This window comes from Rhodanobacter sp. UC4438_H5, from assembly GCF_052978405.1.
Genome location: NZ_CM129672.1, coordinates 238,182 through 259,512, shown reverse-complemented (window position 1 = coordinate 259,512; position 21,331 = coordinate 238,182). Strand labels below are relative to the sequence as shown.

The 21,331-nt window shown below is 68.5% G+C and carries 14 protein-coding genes; 6 read left to right on the top strand and 8 right to left on the bottom strand.

The window, feature by feature from the left end; all coding sequences use genetic code 11:
- Nucleotides 1-5: 5 nt before the first annotated feature.
- From ACVCL9_RS01135 to pilG, 8 genes are all read right to left on the bottom strand, one after another.
- Nucleotides 6-2,903: a TonB-dependent receptor gene (locus ACVCL9_RS01135; protein WP_447099421.1), complete on the bottom strand. Its 2,898-nt coding sequence runs from the start codon at nucleotides 2,901-2,903 to the stop codon at nucleotides 6-8.
- Between the two features lie 182 nt (nucleotides 2,904-3,085).
- Nucleotides 3,086-3,619, bottom strand: coding sequence for a chemotaxis protein CheW (locus tag ACVCL9_RS01130; protein WP_395117019.1), 534 nt, complete (start codon nucleotides 3,617-3,619; stop codon nucleotides 3,086-3,088).
- Entirely contained in the window at nucleotides 3,616-5,406 is a 1,791-nt protein-coding gene (locus ACVCL9_RS01125) for a chemotaxis protein CheB (RefSeq protein ID WP_447099422.1), read from the bottom strand. Before ACVCL9_RS01125 ends, ACVCL9_RS01130 begins: the two co-directional genes overlap by 4 nt.
- Entirely contained in the window at nucleotides 5,399-11,329 is a 5,931-nt protein-coding gene (locus tag ACVCL9_RS01120) for an Hpt domain-containing protein (protein ID WP_447099423.1), read from the bottom strand. Before ACVCL9_RS01120 ends, ACVCL9_RS01125 begins: the two co-directional genes overlap by 8 nt.
- Before the next feature lie 103 nt (nucleotides 11,330-11,432).
- Nucleotides 11,433-13,463: a methyl-accepting chemotaxis protein gene (locus tag ACVCL9_RS01115; RefSeq protein WP_395117013.1), complete on the bottom strand. Its 2,031-nt coding sequence runs from the start codon at nucleotides 13,461-13,463 to the stop codon at nucleotides 11,433-11,435.
- 134 nt (nucleotides 13,464-13,597) lie between these two features.
- Nucleotides 13,598-14,137 (bottom strand): chemotaxis protein CheW, encoded by a 540-nt coding sequence (locus ACVCL9_RS01110; RefSeq protein WP_395117011.1) that lies wholly within the window; start codon nucleotides 14,135-14,137, stop codon nucleotides 13,598-13,600.
- The gene (locus ACVCL9_RS01105) at nucleotides 14,134-14,505 is read right to left on the bottom strand and encodes a response regulator (RefSeq protein WP_395117009.1); all 372 of its coding nucleotides are present in this window, start codon (nucleotides 14,503-14,505) and stop codon (nucleotides 14,134-14,136) included. Before ACVCL9_RS01105 ends, ACVCL9_RS01110 begins: the two co-directional genes overlap by 4 nt.
- Nucleotides 14,506-14,527: 22 nt before the next feature.
- Complete coding sequence (pilG, locus tag ACVCL9_RS01100; RefSeq protein ID WP_395121350.1) at nucleotides 14,528-14,893, bottom strand: twitching motility response regulator PilG; 366 nt, start codon at nucleotides 14,891-14,893, stop codon at nucleotides 14,528-14,530.
- Nucleotides 14,894-15,279: 386 nt separating this feature from the next.
- On the opposite strand from pilG, the gene gshB reads away from it, so the two are divergent.
- From gshB to ACVCL9_RS01070, 6 genes are all read left to right on the top strand, one after another.
- Complete coding sequence (gshB, locus tag ACVCL9_RS01095; RefSeq protein ID WP_447099424.1) at nucleotides 15,280-16,257, top strand: glutathione synthase; 978 nt, start codon at nucleotides 15,280-15,282, stop codon at nucleotides 16,255-16,257.
- The gene (locus tag ACVCL9_RS01090; RefSeq protein ID WP_447099425.1) at nucleotides 16,254-17,123 is read left to right on the top strand and encodes a TonB family protein; all 870 of its coding nucleotides are present in this window, start codon (nucleotides 16,254-16,256) and stop codon (nucleotides 17,121-17,123) included. The genes gshB and ACVCL9_RS01090 overlap by 4 nt, the downstream gene beginning before the upstream one ends.
- 35 nt (nucleotides 17,124-17,158) lie before the next feature.
- Nucleotides 17,159-17,728 carry a YqgE/AlgH family protein gene (locus tag ACVCL9_RS01085; RefSeq protein WP_395117003.1) on the top strand — a complete coding sequence of 190 codons (570 nt, stop codon included), beginning with the start codon at nucleotides 17,159-17,161 and terminating at the stop codon, nucleotides 17,726-17,728.
- On the top strand, nucleotides 17,725-18,174 hold the full coding sequence (ruvX, locus tag ACVCL9_RS01080) for a Holliday junction resolvase RuvX (RefSeq protein WP_447099426.1): 450 nt from the start codon (nucleotides 17,725-17,727) through the stop codon (nucleotides 18,172-18,174). Before ACVCL9_RS01085 ends, ruvX begins: the two co-directional genes overlap by 4 nt.
- 32 nt (nucleotides 18,175-18,206) lie before the next feature.
- On the top strand, nucleotides 18,207-19,133 hold the full coding sequence (locus ACVCL9_RS01075) for an aspartate carbamoyltransferase catalytic subunit (protein ID WP_447099427.1): 927 nt from the start codon (nucleotides 18,207-18,209) through the stop codon (nucleotides 19,131-19,133).
- A gap of 272 nt (nucleotides 19,134-19,405) precedes the next feature.
- Nucleotides 19,406-21,190 carry a hypothetical protein gene (locus tag ACVCL9_RS01070; RefSeq protein ID WP_447099428.1) on the top strand — a complete coding sequence of 595 codons (1,785 nt, stop codon included), beginning with the start codon at nucleotides 19,406-19,408 and terminating at the stop codon, nucleotides 21,188-21,190.
- Nucleotides 21,191-21,331 lie beyond the last annotated feature (141 nt).

The following is a 21,331-nucleotide window of genomic DNA, read 5'->3' as shown; positions in this document are numbered from 1 at the left end:
CCGCGCTACAAGGCGTAGTTGACGCCGAGCAGCACGGTGCGGCCCCAGGTGTCGTACTCCAGCGGACGCGCGACTTCCACGCCGTTGGGCAGGCCGCTGACCTGTTCCGACTCGAACGGTTCGTTGGTCAGGTTGGACACCTGCAGCAGCAGCGACAAACCCTTCAGCCGTCCGTCCGGAAACTCGTAGCTGGCCTGCAGGTCGGTCTCCTTGTTGGCGCGGATGCGCGTGTAGCCGATCTGGTCGAACAGCGCCACGGCCTCGCCAGTGAAACTGGAGCGGTAGCGCTCGGCCACCCGCAGCGCGAAACCGTGGGCCTCGTAGTAGATCTGCAGGTTGGCGGTCTTGCGCGACAGGCCCGGCAGCGATTTCGGCCCACCTGGAATGTTCGAGATGGTGCTGTCGGGGATGGTGCTGTTGGTCAGCGCGAAATTGGCCTGCACGCCGAACCCGGCCAGTGCCGGCGACAGCCGCGCCCCGGACAGCGCCCCTTCCAGCTCGACGCCCTGCATGCGGCCGCCGGTGCCGTTCTGCGGGGTGGAGAACGTACCGATATTGCTGCTCGGCGTCAGCAGCGGGTTGTTGTTGGTGTAGCCGCTGAAATCGTAATCGGCCACGGTGCGGGTGTAGATGTAATTGAGGATGTTCTTGTTGAACACGTCGATGCCGACATAGGTGGCGTCATCGAAATACTTCTCCCACGCCAGGTCGGTGCCGACGGCGATGTACGGGCGCAGCTTCGGGTTGCCGCCGCTGCCCGACCAGCGCACCTGGCCGGCACCCGGACCGTTCTGGACTTCGGAGACCGAGGCGGACGAAGCCACCTTTTCGTCGTCGATGCGCCCGCGGGTCAGCGTCTTGGCGAAGCCGAAGCGCAGGTACTGCTTGTCGCCCAGCTCGGCCACCAGGTTGAGGCTGGGCAGCACCTTGGTGTACGTGGCGCCGCCGGTGAGCGTGCCGACCTTGTCGTCACCGGTGGTCTGGAATGCCTGCGAGGATTGTTCGGTGCGCACCACCTGCACGCCCGCGTTGCCGCGCAGGGGAATGCTGCCCAGCGTGGTGTCCAGGTTGAACTTCAGGTAGGCCACCGGCACTTTCTCGCGTACCGTGTAGTTGCGGTCGTAGTCGCCAGCGCCGTTGCGCTGGGTAAGGTAGAACTGCCGCTCCAGCGCGGCCAGCACGTCGTAGTCCACGATCGGGCCGATGCCGCCATAGCCAAGCGAGGTGCTGCCGCGCAGCACCGCCGGGTCGATCGGCACGCCGTAGGCGTGGTCGTAGGTGCCGGGGTCGGAACCGTTGCCGTTGAGGTAGGCGAAGAACACGTCGGCCTGCTTGGTCTTCTCGCGGTCGGACCAGGCGATGCCGGCCTCGACGCTGGAGAAGATCCAGCCCAGCGGATGGGAGATCGCCAGCCGCGCGGATTTCAGGTGGTCCTTCTGCCGGTCGAATTCCTGGCGGCCGTTGTAGCTGTAGTTGTCCGGGTCGGTGAACACCAGGCTGGCCGGGTCACCGGGGTTGAACGAGGTGCGGAAGTCGGGGAAACCGAAATCGCGCGGCGTGGTGAACTGCACGTCGCCGAGCGCACCGCCGGGCAGGCCGGTGAAGGTGTAGGCATCGAGCAGCTTCACCCGCGCCGAGGAATAGGCCACGTCGCCGCTGACGACCCAGTCATCGCCGAAATGGATCTGGTTGCTCCAGTCCGCGGAGAACAGATAATCCCGCTCGCGGTTGTAGCCGTTCTGCAGGATCGGCGCGATGCCCATGAGGGTGCCCGAGGTAACCAGCGGATAGGGCTGCAGCGGCACGGTGCCGACGTTGGCGTAGGACACGTTGTCGTACGGGCTGCTGGACCACTGCAGGCCGTTCTTGTACGAGCGCTTGTCGAAGCGGGAGTAGAACAGATTCAGCGTCGAGTAGTAGGTGTCGTTCGGCGCCCACTCCAGCACGCCCATCACGCCGTCGCGCACCTGGTCCTGCGACAGCGCGCGCAACTGCATGCCTTCCTGCGAGATCACGTTGTCGGGCATGCCCGGCGTATGCGGCCCGCCCCAGTTCTGGTCGATGCCGGCCGTGCCGTTGTCCACGCTCCACCACCACGCCTGGTACTGCCGCTGCTGGATCGGCGCGTCCTCGCGCGCCGCGCCGAGCGCGATGCCCAGCGTGTGGTCGAAGAACTGGTCGATCCAGGACAGGCTGAAGCGGTTCCCCCAGTCGCCCACGCCGGAGCCGGGGTTGAGCGAGCCGTTGCTGCCGCGTTGCCCGCGCAGGTTCGCGGCCAGCTTCATGCCATCGAAGTCCAGCGGCTTGATGGTGTGCATGTCGACGGTGCCGGCCAGCCCCTGGCCCAGCAGGCTGGCATCGGGTGTCTTGTAGACCACCACCTGGTTGATCAGCTCGGCCGGATACTGGTTGAATTCCACGCCGCGGTTCTCGCCCGTCGAGGCCTGTTCATGGCCGTTCAACAGCGTGGCGGTGAAGTCCGGCGACAGGCCGCGAATCGAGATCTGGTTGGCCTGCCCGTCCAGCCCGCGCTGGGTGGCCAGGCCGGACAGGCGCGACAGGCTGTCGGCGATGCTCGGGTCGGGCAGCTTGCCGATGTCCTCGGCCGAGACGACCTCCACGATCTCGTTGGACTGCTGCTTGACCTGCAGCGATTTCTCGATGCTGCCGCGAATGCCGGTGACGACGACGCGCTGCAGGTTCTTCACCGGCAGGCGCGGGTTCGTCGCATCCGCCGGTGGCGGCGTGCTCGATGCGCTGGCCGGCCCGGCGCTGTCCTGCGGCGTCGCGGCGCCGGCAGGCAGTGGCGTCAGCGCGAAGGTCAAGGCCGCCAAAAGCAGGCCCGCCGGGTGACGGCGGGCCAGACGCAAAGCAGCAGGAAACGACAGGCACGAACTCGGCATGGCAACGGCTCCTCGAAGTGGACCCCACAGGCGAGCCCCCTGCCCGGTGGCCCGAGCAAGTTCGCCGGGGCGAACGATCACCCCAACAAGGTGCACAACGCGTCAAATTTCGCCATCCGGATGTTGCGGGCCGGGATGTACACGGCCCGCCACCGACGCGCAGTCGCGCCGATGCCGTGGACTCAGTGCAGGATGTCGGCCGCGCCGGGTGCGTCCGGCGGCATCTCGCCGGCGGCAGCGTCATCCTGGCCGGCATCGAGCAGGTCGAGCAGATGCGCCTCGATCCACTCCAGATCGGGGATCATCGCCACGTCGTCGCGTACCAGCACGTGCGCGCGCACGCCGTCGGGCAAGCCCTTGCCGTCGTGGGTGGGGATGATCAGCTCGGCATTGAGCGTGGTCAGGCGCGGGAAACCCTGGGTCTGCACCGCGATGAACGGCAGGCGCGGATCGCCGCCCAGCGCCTTGAGCACGGCCACGCGCACCACCAGCTCGCTGTCGCCCTCGGCGGTGCCGGCGAGCTGCGTGAACGACACCAGCGGCACGCGCCAGCCACGCCAGGCGATGCGGCCAAGCAGCCAGTGCGGCGCGCCCTCGACCGGCTCGGGCGCGCTGTACGTCACCACCTCCGCGATCGTGGCATTGGGCAGCAGCATGCGCGCTTCGCCGACCGGCACCAGCACGCAGCGGATTTCACGCGGCAACGGATCACTCATGGAAACACCTCGATCAGGTGCGCCGCCAGTTCGGACGGCGTACCGGAGAAACTGACCAGTCGCTCGGCGAAGATCCCGCTGACCATGTCGGCGAAATGATCCCCGGACGACGATTCGACCCAGACCTGGCCGCCTCGATCATGGATCGCCTGTGAGCCGGCGATCGCGTCGTTGCCGCGCCCGGCAAAGACGATCGCCACCGCATCGCGGCCGAAGCCGTTCGCGGCCATGCTCAGGCTGGCGTCGATCGACGGTTCCGGCGCGGCGTCGGCAAGCAGCTCCACGCTGCCGTCGCGACGCAGGCGAACCTGTTGGCCGGCGGGCACCATCAGCACCTCGCCCATGCCGACGCGACGGCCGGCTTCGGCCACGCGTACCGGCAGCGGGCTCTTTTCGGCGAGCCGCGCGAGCATTTCCTGCTCGGTGTGGCTGCCCAGGTGCTGGGTCAGCAGGAACGTCAGGCGAGTGCTGGCGGGCAAGCTGCGCATGAACTCGCACACCGAGTCGACGCCATCGACCGCCGCGCCGAGCAACACGATCCGGCTCAGCGCCGAGCCGAGTTCGTCCAGCACCATCTCGTGATCCGGCACGAAGGCCTGCGGCGCAATCGCCTCCTCCATCGAGACCAGTTCCAGGCTCATGGTCGGCTGCAGATCGGCGGCGACCGGCTCCACGTCGGGCGCCAGGAATTCCGCGGCGCTGAGTTTCTCGATGCCGAACACGGCGGCGTCAGGCTTGTCATTTGATTCGACCGGCGCCTCCTCGTCGAGCAAGGCCCAGTTGTCCGGCGCGCGCACCGGCGTCTCGGGTGCGGCGGGCACGACCGACGCGGCGGCATCCATCGCCTCGGCGGTCAGCTCCGGGGCATCCAGCGCCGAAAAGTCCAGCTCATCGACCGCGGATGACGGCGCGCTTTCGTCCAGTGCGATGCGGTCGTCGTCGGAATCGGCCAGTTCCACCACGCCGAAGTCGCCGTCGTGCAACGGCGGCAGTTCCTCGTCGCCGGTGAAGCGCAAGCCCGCGCCGACCGTCTGCTCGTCCTCTTCGTCAGGCAATTCGCCGGAGGCGAGCAGCGCCTCGAGTTCGGCAGCCAGGTCATCCGATTCGGCGGTGATGCCGGGGTCGGCCGCCGGCTCGATCTCGTCATCGAACGGAATGCCGGCGTGCGCATCGAACGCAGCGCCGGGAGCGTCGTCTTCGCTGGCCGCGGTCTGCAGCGGCTCGTCGGCGGGCAGGTCCGGCGGCGGCTCGTCTGCCGTCACCGGCGTCGCCGCGTCCTGCGCGATCGGCGCTGCCAGATCGTCTTCTGCCGGCGTGGCGAAGATCGCGGATTCGTCGACCGCGTCGCGATCAAGGGCCTCCGTCACCACCGGCACAACCGGCACAACCGGTGCGACCACCGCAGGCGCGACCTGCACCTCGCGCGCATCCTCGGGCCGCGGCGGGTCGATGTCGCCCATCGCCAGAACTTTCACCGCCAGGTGGCGCGCCCAGCGCGCACGATCCCAGCCGGACAGCGCGCGGCTGGCCTGGGCATCGTTGAACACCACCCGCGGCCGGTCGCCGTCGATGATGTCGTACAACTGGTCGAGCGCATCGTCGGCGTCGTCGTCCAGGTTGATCACCAGTACGTCCGCGCCCACCTGCTGCAGCAGTTCGCGGTTCAGCCCGGCCACGCCGCCCTCGTGGACGATCCGCGCGCCGCGCTCGTGCAGCGCATCGCGCAAATGCCCACCGAGTTCGCTGTCGTCGAACAGCAGCGCGACCGCGGGTGGCGTATCAGTCATGAATCGGCTCCGCGGCACGTTGCTCCAGCACCTCGGCGATCTGCAGCAGCAATTCCGCCTCCTGGTACGGCTTGCCGAGGTAGCGATCCACGCCGATGTCGAAGGCCCGCTGGCGATGCTTGTCGCCGCTGCGCGAGGTGATCATGATGATCGGCACGTCGCGCAGCCGCGGGTCCGCCTTCATCTGGGTGGCCAGCTCGTAGCCGTCCATGCGCGGCATCTCGATGTCCAGCAGCATCAGGTCGGGCACGCGCTCGTGCAGTTTCTCCAGTGCGTCGACACCGTCCTTGGCGGTGCTCACCTCGTACTCGTGGCGTTCCAGCACGCGGCCGGTGACCTTGCGCATGGTGATCGAGTCGTCGACCACCATCACCAGCGGACGCACCTGCACCTCCTCGACGACCGGCGCTTCCACCGCGCTGAGGCCTTCGGCCAGGCGCTGCTCGCGGCGGATCATGCCGTGGCGCACCAGCGGCGCCAGGTCGAGAATGATCAGCACCGAACCGTCGCCCATGATGGTGGCGCCGAGCAGGCCGGGCACCGAACTGATCTGCGGGCCGACCGACTTGACCACGATCTCGCGCGAACCCAGCACGGCGTCGATGCGGATCGCCGCGCGCAGGTCGCCCGCGCGGGTCAGCAGCAGCGGTTGCTGCTCGTCCTCGGTGGCGAGTCCGGGCGGCAGGCCGAGCAGTTCGGCCAGGTCGTGGATGCCGTAGTCCTCGTTGCCGTGCTGGAACGAGGGCTCGTCGGCGGCCAGCAGCGCGGCGAGTTCTTCCGGGTTGACCCGCGCCACGCCCTGCACCGAGGTCATCGGGATGGCGAAGGTCGCCTCGCCGATGCGCACCAGGATGGCCTGCGTGACGGCGAGGGTGAACGGCAGGCGCAGCACGAAGGTGGTGCCCTGGCCTTCCTCCGACTCGATCGACAGCGAGCCGCCCAGCTGCTTGATCTCGTTGGCGACCACATCCATGCCGACGCCGCGACCGGCCAGCTGGGTGACCTGGCTGGCGGTGGAGAAGCCGGGCTGGGTGATCAGCGACAGCAGCTGGTTGTCGGTGGGCCGCGTCTCGGGACGCAGCATGCCGCGTTCGATGCCGCGCTTGCGGATCGCCTCGCGATTGAGGCCGCGACCATCGTCGCTGACCCGCACCACCACCTCGGTCGCCTCGCGCGCCACCTTGATCCGCACCGCGCCCTCGGCCGGCTTGCCCAGCTTGCGGCGCTCGGCCGGGCTTTCGATGCCGTGCGCGATGGCGTTGCGCAGCATGTGCTCGAACGGCGCCTTGATGCGATCGAGCAGGTTGCGGTCCATTTCGCCGTGCGCGCCGTCGACGTAGAGCTGTGCCTGCTTGTGCTCTTCCTGAGCGGCCTGGCGCAGGGTGCGGCGCAGGTTGGGCACCATGGTGTCGAACGGCAGCATGCGCGTGCGCAGCAGGCCGTCCTGCAGTTCGGTACTGACACGCGATTGCTGGATCAGCAGGGTTTCGGCCTGGCGGGTCAGCTCGTCCAGCATGTTCTGGATGGACACCAGATCGGATACCGACTCGGCCAGCGCTCGCGAGTACTGCTGCAGCTGCGAGTAGCGGTCGAGCTCGAGCGGATCGAACGCGGTCAGGCCCGCCTCGCGATGCTCGCGCTGGAAGCGCGCGATGATCTGCGCCTCGGTTTCGATCTCCAGCATGCGCAGCTGGCTGCGCAGGCGCGCCACGGTCTGTTCCAGCTCGACCAGGTTGAAGCGGTAGCCCGCCACCTGCTGTTCCAGCCGCGAGCGGTAGATCGCCACTTCGCCGGCGTGGTTGACGAGGTTGTCGAGCAGATCGGCGCGGACACGGATCTGTTCCTGCGGCGAGCGCGATTCCGGCGCCGTCTCGGGCAGCAACTCCGGCAAGCCGCGCGCGTCGTCGCCGTGGGCGGCGGGCTGCGGCGCCTCGGCCACCGGCGCCTGCGCGCTCCCGGGCGTATCGTCGCCGTCGCCGACCAGGGCCGTGGCACCGGCCAGTTCCAGCAGGCGGTCGATCGTGGCCTGCGGGTAATCCGGCATGTGTCCCTGCGACACCCGCTGCACCATCGCGTTGAGCTGATCGAAGCTCGATTCGAGCGCGCCGATCAGCTCGCCGGTCTTGCCGGGGTCGCGGATCGGCTTCTCCAGCACCGTCTCGATGGCATGGGCGAGATCGCCCACCGAAGCCAGGCCGGCGATGCGTGCGCCGCCCTTGAGCGTATGCAGGTCGCGCTGGAGTTCGCCGACGTAGGAAAGCTCGCCGGGTTCGGCATGCCACTTGGCCAGCACGCCATCGGCGCTGTCGAGGATCTCGCGCGCCTCGTCGATGAACACCTCCAGCAGGTCCGCGTCGATGCGGCTGCCATCGGGGAGCACGAACGCGGGCGCCGGTTCCACGCGGGTGGCAGTGGCCCTGGCGGCTTCCTCGGCCGCAGCCTTCTCCGCCGCAGCCTGCTCCGCGGCGGCTCGCTCCGCCGCAGCCTGCTCCGCTGCAGCTCGCTCCGCTGCCGCCTGCTCCGCCGCAGCCTGCTCCGCCGCAGCCTGCTCCGCTGCCGCCTGCTCCGCTGCAGCTCGCTCTGCTGCCGCCTGCTCTGCCGCTGCCCGCTCTGCCGCCGCCTGCTCCGCGGCGGCCTGTTCGGCTGCCGCCTGCTCGATGGCAGCCTGACGGGCCGCCTCCTCGGCAGCCTTGGCCGCGGCAACGGCGGAGTCGATCTCGAACGCATGCAGCGCCGCCGTCATCTCGGCGGCGGCATCGAGGTGATCGTCCTGTCCCGCCCCGGCGGCCGCATCCGGCTGCTCCGACGCAGACAGCGACATGGCTGCCGCGCCCGCCTCGTCGGTGGCCGTGTCGGCCTCGTCGAACTCCTCGTTCGCCGCGCCTTCGCCCGCCTGCGGCTCGAACACCACGTGCGCGACCTGCGACTCGGGATAGTCGTCGCGCATCTCGGTGATCTGCGCGGTGAGCGCGTCGACGTCGGGCAGCTGCGACACCGGAGCGTCGAACTGGGTCATCACCAGGTCGACCACGTCGGCGGCCTGTCCCAGCAGGCGCACGCCCAACGGGGACAGCGGCTCGCTGGAGGCGCGCAAGCGCTTGAACAGCCCCTCCAGCGGCGACAGCAACTGGGTCAGCAGCGGGATGTCGACCATCGCGATCGCACCGTGCAGGGTGTGCACGGCGCGCAGCAGCTCCTCGCTGACCGGCAAGGCACCCTCGCTGCGCTGGGTCGCCGCACGGATGGTCTGCAGGTACTGGGCCACCTCGCTGCGAAGGATCTCCAGCAGCACCGGGTCTATCGGCGGCATCGCCGGCATGTCCACGAGGGATTCCGGCTCGCCAGCCACGGGCTCGGCCGTCACGGAAGCGCTGGCCACGTCGGCATCGGTGAGGCTGGCCCGCGGCACGTCGGCCGCCTCGACGGCGGCGCGCGGCACCCGGCGTACCACGGTGCGGGTCACCGTCTCGGTACCCCGCGACATGAAGTCTTCCACGCGGGCCGGCTGGCCCGACGCGAGCCGTTCGGCGGCCTGCATGATCGCGCTGAGCGGTGCCTGCGGATCGCCCTCGCCCTTGAGCGCGGCCAGCAGCTGCGGCAGCGCGTCGATGGCGTGGCGAACCACGTCCTGCACGTTCTGGTCCGGCTCGATGGTGTGGTCGAGGACGCGGTTGAGCATGTCCTCCACCTTCCATGCGAACTCGCCCAGCACACCGGCGCCGACCAGGCGGCCGGAGCCCTTCAGGGTGTGGAACGAGCGGCGGATGCCGACCAGCGCCGGCGTCTGCGCCGGGTCGGCCAGCCAATCCTTCTGGGCCACCGCGAGGTTGTCGATCTCCTCCTGCATTTCCTCCAGGAAGATGTCGCGGATGTCGTCGTCGATGCCTTCGGCATCGGCGTTGAAGCGGGTGTTTGCCGCCAGCGGATCGGCGACGGGCACCTGTTCGGTGACCTGCTCCTCGATCTCGACCCAGTCCTCGCCGACGGCGCTGGCCGGGCTCGCCGGTGCGCCGGTCTCCGCCAGTCGCAGCCCGTCGAGGTCATGCGTGGGTTCGGGCGAAGCCTGCGCGTCGCCGACGAACAGGCTGCCGAGATCGGCGCCGGGCAGCAGGCTGACGGACTCGGAGAGGTCGGGGTGCTGCTCGGCTTCGAGCGAAACGGAAGCCGGTGCCTCGGCGACCGGCGCGGGCTCCTCCACGGCCGCGCGCTGCGCCGGGACCGGCCAGTAGCCAAGCTGGGCCAGGCTGTGCTCGGCCACGTCGAGGATGTGTTCGAGGCCGCCACGGTGCTCGCGCGCCGCCTCCAGGTAGTACTCCAGCGCGGCCAGCGCGTCGGCCAGGTGATCCATCTGCGCACCGCTGGGCACGCGACGGTCCTGCAGCAATTCGTAGTCGATGAACCGGCCCACGCCCTGGGCCAGTTCGGCCGGGCGCGGCGAGGACAGCATGCGCATGGCGCCGGCCACCTCGTCCATCAACGGCGGCGCACCGGCCAGGCGATCGTGCTGCCAGCCCGACTCCACGAAGGCAACGATCGCGTCCTTCACCTTGCCGGTGTTGCCGATCGCTTCCTGCATCAGGGTGGAGACCACGCCGAGCGCTTCGCTGCGCGGCAGCCCCTGCGTGGGGTCGGCGGCAGCGGCAGGTTCGCCTTCGGAGCCGAGGCTCTCGATGTGGTCGTCCAACGACGCCTCCACGTAGAGCAGCGCGCCGGCGACATCCAGCAGCGTTTCCTCGTCGGCAGGACGCAGGCGGTTGGCGATTTCGTCGAGCACGCGGCGCTGCTCGCCGACCACGCGGCGCGGCACCGCCAGCGCCAGCATGCCCAGCGTGTCGCCGACCCGTTCGAGCACTTCGCCCTGGGCGGCAAGCTGGGCCGGATCGCCGTCCTGCTCGCGCAGGAACAGGTCCAGCGCTTCCTTGACGCGCAGCAGGTCGTCCTTGAGCGCGCGCGACACCGAATCGAGCAGGGCGCGGTTGTGCCCGGCCATCGAGCCGCGGGCGTGTTCCAGTTCACCGGCATCGGGCAGCAGGCTGTCCAGCGCGTAGGTGCTGCGCAACAGCTCCATGTGCGGGCTGCGCTGCTTGGCCTGGGCCACGATGTAGAGCAGCTTGCAGGCCACCTCGTCGGCATCGCTCGCGCGCAGGCTGTTCTCGCCATGTTCGATCAGCAGGCGGATGTTACGATCCACCTTGCCGATCAGCTGGCGCACTTCGGGGGCGTGCCCCCTGAGCATGCCTTGTTCGAGACCTTCCAGCACCCCGGCGGCGATCCACCACAGGCGCCGGCCATGCACGTGATAACAACGCGCAGTGATCGCCAGCAGGGTCTTGCGCATGGCGACCAGTTGCTGGGCCGCATCCTGGCCGCGGAACCACGCCAGCAACTGCTGCTGGAAACGCAGGCGCAAACCGGCCAGCTCCACGCGGTGCGCCGCGGCATAAGCCTCGCTCATCGCCGCCGGAGCCTGCTCCGGCAGGAAGGCGTCGAGGTTCGGATGGAACATCGACGACTCGGGCAGCGGCTCCAGCCCGCGGGTGGCACGCAGATCGTTCAGCAGCGGCAGCAGCACCACCGGCACGTCGCGATGGCCGCTGGACAGCCGTTCCAGGTAGTCCGGCAGCTGCATCAAGCCACGCATCAGGGCGGCGTAGGCTTCCTCGCGCTGGAGCACCTGGTCGTTCAACAGCGCGCCGACCAGGGCCTCCATCTCCGCGGTGACCGCCGCCGCGCCGTACAGCTCGACCATCTTCAGCGTGCCGTGCACCTGATGCAGATGATCCGTGCAGGTGCGCATGAAATCGCGCTTCCCCGGATTGTCGACGTACGACTCCAGTGCCTCGCGGGCGATCGACAAGGTGTCGTCGAGTTCCGGCTTGACCCACTGCAGCGTGGTGAAATCGATGTGGTCTTGAAGTCTCATGCGCCTCTCTCAGCGGTCACGCCATGCGGGCATTGCGAAACCAGCGAGACTGCCCCCCGTACTGTGCGTGTATTCATCCGGCTGCTGCCCACGTCGAGCAAAATCATCCCGGCAGCTTGAAGTGGGCCACGGAACGCCGCAGGTCGCTTGCCAGTTGCGCCAAGGTACCGATCGAGTCGGCCGTCTGGCTCGCGCCCTGCGAGGTCTGCGAGGTAATTTCCTGGATCGCGTTCATCGACACCGAGATATCGGTTGCCGCCGCGGACTGCTCGCGCGCCGCGGTGGAGATGTTCTGAATCAGCGCGGACAGATCGTGCGAGACGCGCTCGATGTCGCCCAGCGCGCTGCCGGCGTCCTCGGCCAGTCGCGCACCGGCGACCACCTCGGCGGTGGTCTGCTCCATCGAGTTCACCGCTTCGTTGGTATCGGACTGAATCGTCTGCACCAGCGTCTCGATGCGCTTGGTCGCGCTGGTGGAGCGTTCGGCCAGTCGCTGCACTTCGTCCGCCACGACCGCGAAACCGCGACCCGCCTCGCCGGCCGAGGCCGCCTGGATGGCCGCGTTCAAGGCCAGGATGTTGGTCTGCTCGGCGATGTCATTGATCAGTTCCACGATCGAGCCGATCTCCTGCGAGGATTCGCCCAGGCGCTTGATGCGCTTGGAGGTCTCCTGGATCTGGTCGCGGATGGAGTCCATGCCGGAGATCGTCTCGCGCACCACCTCGGCGCCGCGCGAGGCGATCTTCACCGAGCGCTCGGCCACGTCGGCCGATTCGGCGGAATCCTTGGACACCACGTCCATCGAGCTCACGATCTGGTTGATCGCCGAGGTCGCCGAGGTGATCTGCTGCGCCTGCTGCTCGGCCGCGTTGGCCAGGTGACGGGCGGTGGTCTGGGTTTCCTGCGCCGAGGACGACACCTGCTCGGAAGTCTCGTTGATGGTGGTCACCAGCGATCGCAGCTCGTCGATGGCGTAGTTCACCGAGTCGGCGATCGCGCCGGTGATGTCCTCCGACACCGTGGTCTTCACGGTCAGGTCGCCTTCGGCCAGCGACCCCATCTCGTCCAGCAGGCGCATGATCGCCTCCTGGTTGCGCTGGTTCAGCTCGGTACTCTGGGCGAAACGCTTGCGCTGGTCGGTGACCAGGGCGATGACCAGCAGCAGGGCGAAGGCGACCGCGGCGATGGCGCCGAACAGACCCCACCACACGTTCGGGAACAACCGGCGCAGCGGCAGCTTGCCGATCTGGTCGGACAGGTCGTTGGCGCGCAGCAGGACGGTCTGCGAATCCAGCGAGGCCTGGTTGCCGGCGCGCTTCACGTCGGCGATGTTGGCGGCAGCGGCGGACAGCTTGGCCACCGGGTCGGCCAGCTTCGTCCAGCTGGCGTCCATCTCGGTAAGGATCTTGCGCGCATTGGCGTCGGAGATCGGCCGCACGCCGCTGTCCGGGTTGCCCTCGATCAGGCCCTTGAGCACGCTGCCGTACAACTGCGCGTCGCGCGACAGACCGTCGGCCGCGGACTGGGCGTTGTCGCCGCCCTGCAGCACCTCCTGCACGCGGCGGATGATGCGGTCGGCGGACAGCATCTGGCGCGAGGTACCGAGCATCTGTTCGGAACTGCCGTTGCGCTGCTGCAGGATGTTGACCACCTGCTCCATGCTGGAGTTGAGCAGCGGCATCTGCTGCGAAATCGTCGCCGCGCGCTGGCCCGAGTCGAGCACCACCGCCTTGTTCGAAAGGATCTTGCCGATATCGGCGTCGAGCTGCGCCCAGGCCGCGTCCAGCGCGGTCACGGCACGGCCGGCCGGCGACTTGTTGCCGTCGGCATAGGCTTGCATGCCGCTGTCGGGGTCACCCTTGTCCAGTCGCTTGACCGCCGAGTCGATGGCATTGCGGGTGGACTCGAGTTCCTTGAAGGAGTCCACGTTGCCGTCGGCGGATTCCAGCGCGAACTTCGCCGTCTGCTGCGACAGCACCTGGATCTGCGTGGTCAGCGCGACCGCCTGGCGATCCTCGCCGTTCTTCTGGTTGAGCATGAAGAAGTCGAGTGCCGCGAAACCGATCGCGATCAGCAGCAGGACAATGAGTGCGGTATATCCGCGTTCCCGGCTGACGCCCCCTGTAGTACTCATGTTCACCTCATCGGTCTAACTGATATGTGCCGCCCATACGCACCGGCCCCTGCCGCGCTGCCCCGAAGCGGGTGCCGGCCTTCCGGTCTCCCCGCTCCAACCGCACGGCATCCCCTGCCGGCTTCACCCGGTCGTCAGGCAGCCGCCTGACGGAAATCCGGTGCACGCACGAGCCGGTTCATGCTGAAAATCGCCAGTTGCTGCTCGCCCACCCGGTTGTCCACGAAACGCGCCAGCCGCGGATCGGCTTCTTCCTGCGCCTGCTGGCGCTGCTCCGCGTCCACCGTGCGCTGGCCGAGCACCTCGTCCACCAGCAAGGCGACGCTGCCGCCGCCCTGGCGCACCACCAGCAACCGGCTCCGATCGGAATGCTGGGTGCGTTCGCCGAACAGGAAGCGCCCGATGTCCACCACCGGCACCAGGTTGCCGCGCACGTTGGCCACGCCGAGCAGCCATGGCTGGGTGCCAGGCACCGGGGTCAGCACCGGCACGGCGAGCAGCTCGTTGATCTCGTCGATGCCGCTGACCAGCAGCCTGGAACCGACCCGGAAACCGATGCCGCGCCACAGGCCCGGTGCCTCGAACTTGTCCTGGGTATCGGAGGCATGCGCCAGCGACAGCCGCTCGTAGCGCGCCAGAATCTCGAACGGGGTACGGTTGGCGCTCTGGTTCATGAGCCGCTCGACAGCAGATCGTTGATGCAGGCCAGCAGGTCTTTTTCGTTCACCGGCTTGGTGATGAAGGCGCGCGCGCCCTGGCGCATGCCCCAGACGCGATCGGTTTCCATCGACTTGGTGGTGATCATCACCACCGGCACGTGCTGGGTCTTGGGGTCGCGGGTGAGCGTACGGGTGGCCTGGAAGCCGTTCATGCCGGGCATGATGACGTCCATGATGACCAGGTCAGGCTGTTCGGCGCGCACGCGCTCGATGCCCTCCTCGGCCGTGCTCACGGCTGCCACGTGGTGCCCGGCCCGCTCCAGCAGCGTGGTGAACACGCGTACGTCGGTGGGTGAGTCGTCGATGATGAGAATGTTTGCCACAGCTCCCCCTCAGGGTCTGCAGTCAGTGACTTGCTGCAGTACTGACATGTCGATGGATTGCGCCAAGCAGCTCGTCACGGGTGAACGGCTTGGTCAGGTATTGTTCGGCGCCGACGATGCGGCCGCGCGCCTTGTCGAAGAGTCCGTCCTTGGAGCTGAGCATGATCACGGGCGTGGCGCGGAACTCGGGGTTGTTCTTGATCAGGGCGCAGGTCTGATAGCCGTCGAGGCGGGGCATCATGATGTCGACGAAGATGATCGCCGGCTTCTGGTCGGAAATCTTGGCCAGCGCCTCGAACCCGTCGACCGCGGTCAGCACCTCGCAGCCCTCTTTCTTCAGCAGGGTCTCGGCGGTGCGGCGGATGGTCTTGGAGTCATCGATCACCATGACCTTGAGGCCCGCCAAATCGGTAACGCTCACGTTCAAATTCACTCACTCCCCCCTGTGGCTCGCCACGAGCTCAGGACAAGTATCAGGACATGCAACTGTTGTGCCCAATGGTACGCGTGTGGAAATCCCGGTGATCCGGCTGCTGCAAACCCGCACCGTGGCGGCATCCCCGAAGCTTTGCTGTTTACTGCCTGCCCGTCGAAACTGTCAAGCGACCGCCGCGACGCGATGCCCGCCGATCGCACTAATTGACGCATATTGGCACCTCATGCCGCGCGCACCACGACCGGCACAATCATGAACGACGCGGCTAGTATAGCCGGCAGTCGTCGCGCCCCTGCCGGCGCGACCGCACAAACCCGGCAATCCGCGGAGCACCCCGCATGACCTTCTCCGTCGGCGTCCTGATGGACCCCATCGACGCCATCAAAGTGGCCAAGGACACCACCCTGGCGATGCTGCTGGAGGCCGCCCGACGCGGCCACGCCCTGCATTATTTCGAACAGGGCGACCTCGCCCTGCGCGACGGCGCGCCGTGGGTGCGCAGCGCCCCGCTTGAGGTGCGCGACGATCCGCGCGACTGGTACACGCTGGGCCAGCCGCGCTGGCACGACCTGCGCGAGCTGGACATGGTGCTGATGCGCAAGGACCCGCCGGTCGACGCGCAGTTCGTCTACGACACCATGGTGCTGGAAGCGGCCCAGCGCGGCGGCGTGCTGGTGGTGAACGATCCGCGTTCGCTGCGCGACTGCAACGAGAAGCTGTTCGCGCTCGAGTTTCCGCAGTGCATCGCGCCCACCCTGGTGGCACGCGACCCGGCCGAACTGCGCCGGTTCGCCGCCGAACACGGCGAGGTGGTGCTCAAGCCGCTCGACGGCATGGGCGGGCGCGGCATCTTCCGCGTGCGCCACGGCGACAGCAACCTGAACTCGATGCTGGAAACCCTGCTCGGTGGCGACGGCCATGGCGCGCACCGGCAACTGACGATCGCCCAGAAATACCTGCCGGAGATCAGCGCCGGCGACAAGCGCATCCTCGTCGTGGACGGCGAACCGGTGCCGTACGCGCTCGCGCGCATTCCGCAGGGCAGCGATTTTCGCGGCAACCTCGCCGCCGGCGGTCGCGGCGAGGGCGTGCCGCTGTCCGACCGCGACCGCTGGATCGTGGCACAGGTGGCACCGGAACTGCGTCGCCGCGGACTGCTGTTCACCGGCCTGGACGTGATCGGCGACTACCTGACCGAGATCAACGTCACATCCCCGACCTGCGTCCGTGAACTCGACGCACAGTTCGGGCTTAACATTGCAGGCCAGCTGTTCGACGTCATCGAGCGGCACGCCAGTGGAAATCGTCCTGCGTGAGTGCAACCGCAACCGTTACCGCCCGACCCGAGCCGATCGGCGCCACCATGCTGTTCTCGCTGCTGCTGCACGGCGTGCTGCTGCTGGGCATCACCTTCCACTTTGCCAAGCCTGATCCAAGCCTGCCCACGCTCGACGTCGCGCTGGTCAACGTGGCCAACCAGGAGGCGCCGGACAAGGCCGATTTCCTGGCCCAGGCCAACAACCGCGGCGGCGGCCAGAGTGACCGTGCCGCGCGCCCCTCGCAGCTGTTCTCCGGCGCGTTGCCCCGACCTGATCCCGGGGTCGCGGCGCAACCGGTGCAGGAATCCACGCCGCTGCCGCACCCGGCCACCCCCGCGCGCATGGTCACCACCAGCGGCCGCAGCGATTTCAGCGTCGCCAGCGATACCGCGCAGACCGAAGTCGACCCGCAACACGCCACGCCCACCGCGGCCGAACTGAAGCGCCAGCAGGCGATCGCCCAGCTCGCCGCCGAACTGCGCCGCAAGAAGGTGGATTACGCCAAGCGGCCGAAGGTGAAATACCTCACCGCCAGCACCCGTGAATACGCCTATGCCGCCTACATGCGCGGATGGTCGGATCGGGTGGAGCGGGTCGGCAACCTGAACTATCCCGAGGAGGCGCGTCGCCGCGGCCTGCACGGCAACGTGCTGCTCACCGTGGTGCTCAACCTCGACGGCAGCATCAAGAGCATCGACGTGATCCAGAGTTCCGGCCAGCCGGTGCTCGACGCCGCGGCCGAACGCATCGTGCGCCTGGCCGCACCGTTTCCGCCGGCACCGCGGGCCGGCGAGCACGTCGACGAGCTGAACATCACCCGCACCTGGCAGTTCCAGCCCAACAACGTGCTGCAGACGCGCTAGGAGCGCCGCGATTCGGCTGCGACTACAATGGCGCCATGGCTGCCATGCAACCCGCGACCCTCACCGGTCACTTCCTGATCGCCATGCCGGGCCTGGCCGAGCCGCCGTTCTCGCGCGGCGTGGCGCTGCTGTGCCAGCACGACGAGGACGGCGCGGTCGGCTTGCTGGTGAACCAGCTGTCCGAATACCGCTTCGGCGACGTGCTGGCGCAGATGAAGCTCGAATGCGCCGACGCCGACCTGGCTGACGCACCGGTGCTGATCGGCGGCCCGGTACAGCAGGAGCGCGGCTTCGTGCTGCACCACGAACCGGGCGACTGGGAATCGACCTACCGCATCAACGCCGAGTGGTCGGTGACGACCTCGCGTGACATCCTGGTGGCAATGGCCGCCGGCGAAGGCCCGCGCCAGGCCATCATGGTGCTCGGCTACGCCGGCTGGGATGCCGGCCAGCTGGAACAGGAACTGATGGCCAACGCCTGGCTCACCGCCGAAGCCAACGGCCGGGTCGTCTTCGACACGCCGCTGGAGGAGCGCTGGAGCGCCGCCGCCGGCCTGGTCGGGGTGGACCCGCGCCAGTTGTCCGGCTACGCGGGCCACGCATGAGCTGTGTGCTCGGCTTCGATGTCGGCAGTCGCCTCACCGGCGTGGCCATCGGCAACCGCCTGACCGCCACCGCGCGCGCGCTCGCCGTGGTCGCCGTCCGCGACGATCAGCCCGACTGGGACCGGCTCGACGCCCTGCAGCGCGAGTGGCAGCCCGACACCCTGGTGGTCGGCCTGCCCTTGACCCTCGATGGCGCCGAACAACCCGCCAGTCGGCGCGCACGCGCCTTCGCCGGCAAGCTGACCGAGCGCTACCGCCTGCCGGTGGTGCTGGTCGACGAACGCCACAGCTCGCACGAAGCTGCCGAACGTTTCGCCGCCGGACGCGCCGCCGGCCTGCGGCGACGCCGCGAAGGCGCCGCCATCGACGCCGAGGCGGCGGCAGTGATCCTCGAACGCTGGCTGCTCGAGGCCGCCGTGATCCCGCACGACGCCACCCCGCACTGATCAGCACCTTCCTCCCCAATCCGCGAACCCCCATGAGCCCTCGCCTGCGCCACCTGACCACCCTGGAAAACCTGCCGCGCGAGACCATCGAGCGCCTGCTCGACCGCGCCGAGGCGCTGCGCGATGCCTGCGCCCACGGCACCCGCAAGCTGGACGTGCTGGCCGGGCGCACCGTGCTGAACCTGTTCTTCGAACCGTCCACGCGCACCCGCACCTCGTTCGAACTGGCGGCGCGGCGGCTCGGTGCGGACGTGGTCAACTTCGACATCGGGCTGTCCTCCACCAGCAAGGGCGAGGAGCTGTTCGACACCCTGCATACGCTCGAGGCGATGCACCTGGACGCGATCATCGTGCGCCACAAGCAGTCCGGCACGCCGGACGAACTGGTACGCCATGCAATGAGCGGCGTGTCGGTGATCAACGCCGGCGACGGCAACCACGCGCATCCCACCCAGGGCCTGCTGGATGCGCTCACCATTCGCCAACACCGGCCCGATTTCGAGAATCTGACGGTGGTGATCTGCGGCGACATCAGCCACTCGCGGGTGGCCCGCTCGGACGTCAATGCCTTCACCGCGCTGGGCGTGAAGGAGATCCGCCTGTGCGCCCCGCCCGAGCTGATGCCGGCCACCGACGAAGTCGTCGAAGGCCAGCGCTTCACCGACTTCGACCAGGCCATCGAAGGCGCCGATGCGGTGGTGATGCTGCGCCTGCAGAAGGAGCGCATGGCGCGCATCGAACTGCCCGACGAGGCCGCCTACTTCACCCGCTACGGGCTGGACCGTCGCCGCCTGGCGCGCGCGGCCAAGGGTTGCCTGGTCATGCATCCGGGGCCGATCAACCGGGGCATCGAGATCGCCTCTGAGGTGGCCGACGGCGCGCAGTCACGCATCCTCGAACAGGTCGGCAACGGGGTGTTCGTGCGCATGGCCGTGCTCAACGAGGTGCTTGCGCGCTGAATGCCCGCTGCAGCGCCGGCGCCGCGCCCGCCACGGACGCAACCCGGGAGCGACGGCGCAGATCTTCCGGGCTGCAAAAGCGGCTGCGCGGTCCGCATTCGACCAGCTTCGCTGTTGTAAAGCGCTTCGCCGCTTCTTGAGCCATGGAACCACCATGGGTCGGCGAACCGTCGATACCCCGTCCTCGCGCAGCTTTTTTTCGTCTCCGAAGTTTCTGCCGCCCACGCTCCCAGCGGGCATAATGGCCGCTGCTGCTCACCACGGGGATCAACATGCGCGCGACAACCCGCTATCTCGCGATGGGACTGGCCAGCGTCCTGCTGGCTGCCTGTTCGCACAAGGACAAGGATGCACCGCTGGCGTTCGTGCCGGCCGATACGCCGTACGTCGTGGCCAACCTGGACGTGCTCGACGACGACACCCGCAAGGCTCTCCTGGCCCAGGCCGACGCCCAGTTGCCGTCGCAACTGGAACAGATGGACGCCGCGGCCGACCGGCTCGCCGAGAAGGACCCTGACGGCGCCCGCCTGCTGCGCGCGCTGCGCGCCGAGTTCAACGGCAAGACGGTGGAGGGCTTCGCCCAGTCCGCCGGCCTCGACCTGAAGGGCTACTCGGCCCTCTACGGCCTGGGCCTGGCGCCCGTGCTGCGCTTCCAGCTCGCCGACGCGGCCGCCTTCGACGCGTTCGTGGGCCGCCTGGAGACCGCCTACGGCAAGAAGTTCGAGGTGGCCAGCGAAGGCAAGCAGAGCTACCGCCGCTACGCGTCCACCGAATCGGGCGCCGAGGTGATCCTGGCCACGGTGGACAAGCAGGCGGTGGCAGCGCTGCTGCCGATCGACGCGCCGAAAACCATGCTGCGCGAGGCGCTGGGACTGGATCGGCCGCAGAAGAGCATGCAGGACGACGGTCGCCTGGCCGACCTGGCCAAGGCCAACGGTTACAAGAAGTGGCTGGTCGGCGAACTCGACCTGACCCGCGTGCTGCCGCTGGCAATCGGCGGCACGGACGCACTGGCCAATGCGATGCGCAAGGCGCACGCGGTAGCCGAGTCGGCCAAGACCGGCGAGCCGGTGGCCAATCAGTTGCAGGTCCCGCCGTCGTGCAGCACCGATGCCGCTCGCATCGCCGCACGGGTGCCGACGATCAGCTTCGGCTACACCCGGCTCGACGCCGGTCATCAGGACGGCCGCCTCGACATCGCGCTGGCCGAGGACATCAGCAAGGCGTTCTCCGGGCTCAAGGTCGAACTGCCCGGGCTGGGTCAGGCCGGTACCGCGCCATTCGACGTGAGCCTGGCGCTGCCGATCGCGAACCTGCGCACGTTCTGGATGGCCCAGGCCGATGCAGTGGCGGCCAAGCCGTTCACCTGCCCGGCGCTGAGCGATCTCAACGAGGGCTTCGCCAAGCTCGGCCCGGCCACGCAGAAAGCCGCGATCCCGCCGTTCGGCGACCTGCTGGGCGTGCGCCTGGCGCTGGATACGCTCACTGACAACCCCACCTCCAGCCTGCCCACCTTCAGCGGCCGGCTGGTGCTGGCCACCAGCAACCCGACCGGCCTGCTGGCGATGGGCCAGATGATGGTGCCCGCGCTGGCGCAGCTGAAGCTGACCAATGACGGCAAGCCGGTGGCGCTGCCGCAGCAGATGGCCGGCATGCTCGGCCAGCCCGGCTGGGTGGCGATGAGCGACAAGGCGCTGGCGCTGGGCGTGGGCGCCGGCGAGGACGCCAAGCTGGCCGACACCCTGAAGGAAGCCGGCGGCAACGCGGGCCAGATGGCGCGGATGCACCTGAGCGGAGCGATGTACCTGTCCTGGGTGCAGCTGATGCAGGACAAGGTCGACGCGCTCACCGCCGCGGCCAGCGCGATGAACAACAGCGGTGATGCATCGGCGGACAAGCCCGACGACAGCGCCGCCCAGGCGGCAGAGGCGGCGGCGCGTTCCAAGGCGCAGTTCGAGGCGATGAAGCAGCAGGCGCAGCGCGTGGAAGACATCCACGCCGAGATGCATGTCGAGGCCGGCGGCATGGTGATCACCAGCCAGACGACGCTGAAGTGACATAAGCGACGCCAGGGCAGGTCGTTCCACTCCAGGCCGGGGCGCCGCGCGCACCCCGGCCTTTTTTTGCGCACGCAACGTACCGCCAACATGCTCGTGACCTCGCCTTCGCAAACCGTGGCGGCACCTGAATCGCGGCGG

Coding starts and splice junctions, on each gene's coding strand:
- ACVCL9_RS01135 (WP_447099421.1), bottom strand. CDS start 2,903: ATGCCGAGTTCGTGCCTGTCGTTTCCTGCTGCTTTGCGTCTGGCCCGC.
- ACVCL9_RS01130 (WP_395117019.1), bottom strand. CDS start 3,619: ATGAGTGATCCGTTGCCGCGTGAAATCCGCTGCGTGCTGGTGCCGGTC.
- ACVCL9_RS01125 (WP_447099422.1), bottom strand. CDS start 5,406: ATGACTGATACGCCACCCGCGGTCGCGCTGCTGTTCGACGACAGCGAA.
- ACVCL9_RS01120 (WP_447099423.1), bottom strand. CDS start 11,329: ATGAGACTTCAAGACCACATCGATTTCACCACGCTGCAGTGGGTCAAG.
- ACVCL9_RS01115 (WP_395117013.1), bottom strand. CDS start 13,463: ATGAGTACTACAGGGGGCGTCAGCCGGGAACGCGGATATACCGCACTC.
- ACVCL9_RS01110 (WP_395117011.1), bottom strand. CDS start 14,137: ATGAACCAGAGCGCCAACCGTACCCCGTTCGAGATTCTGGCGCGCTAC.
- pilG (WP_395121350.1), bottom strand. CDS start 14,893: ATGGTGATCGATGACTCCAAGACCATCCGCCGCACCGCCGAGACCCTG.
- gshB (WP_447099424.1), top strand. CDS start 15,280: ATGACCTTCTCCGTCGGCGTCCTGATGGACCCCATCGACGCCATCAAA.
- ACVCL9_RS01085 (WP_395117003.1), top strand. CDS start 17,159: ATGGCTGCCATGCAACCCGCGACCCTCACCGGTCACTTCCTGATCGCC.
- ruvX (WP_447099426.1), top strand. CDS start 17,725: ATGAGCTGTGTGCTCGGCTTCGATGTCGGCAGTCGCCTCACCGGCGTG.
- ACVCL9_RS01075 (WP_447099427.1), top strand. CDS start 18,207: ATGAGCCCTCGCCTGCGCCACCTGACCACCCTGGAAAACCTGCCGCGC.
- ACVCL9_RS01070 (WP_447099428.1), top strand. CDS start 19,406: ATGCGCGCGACAACCCGCTATCTCGCGATGGGACTGGCCAGCGTCCTG.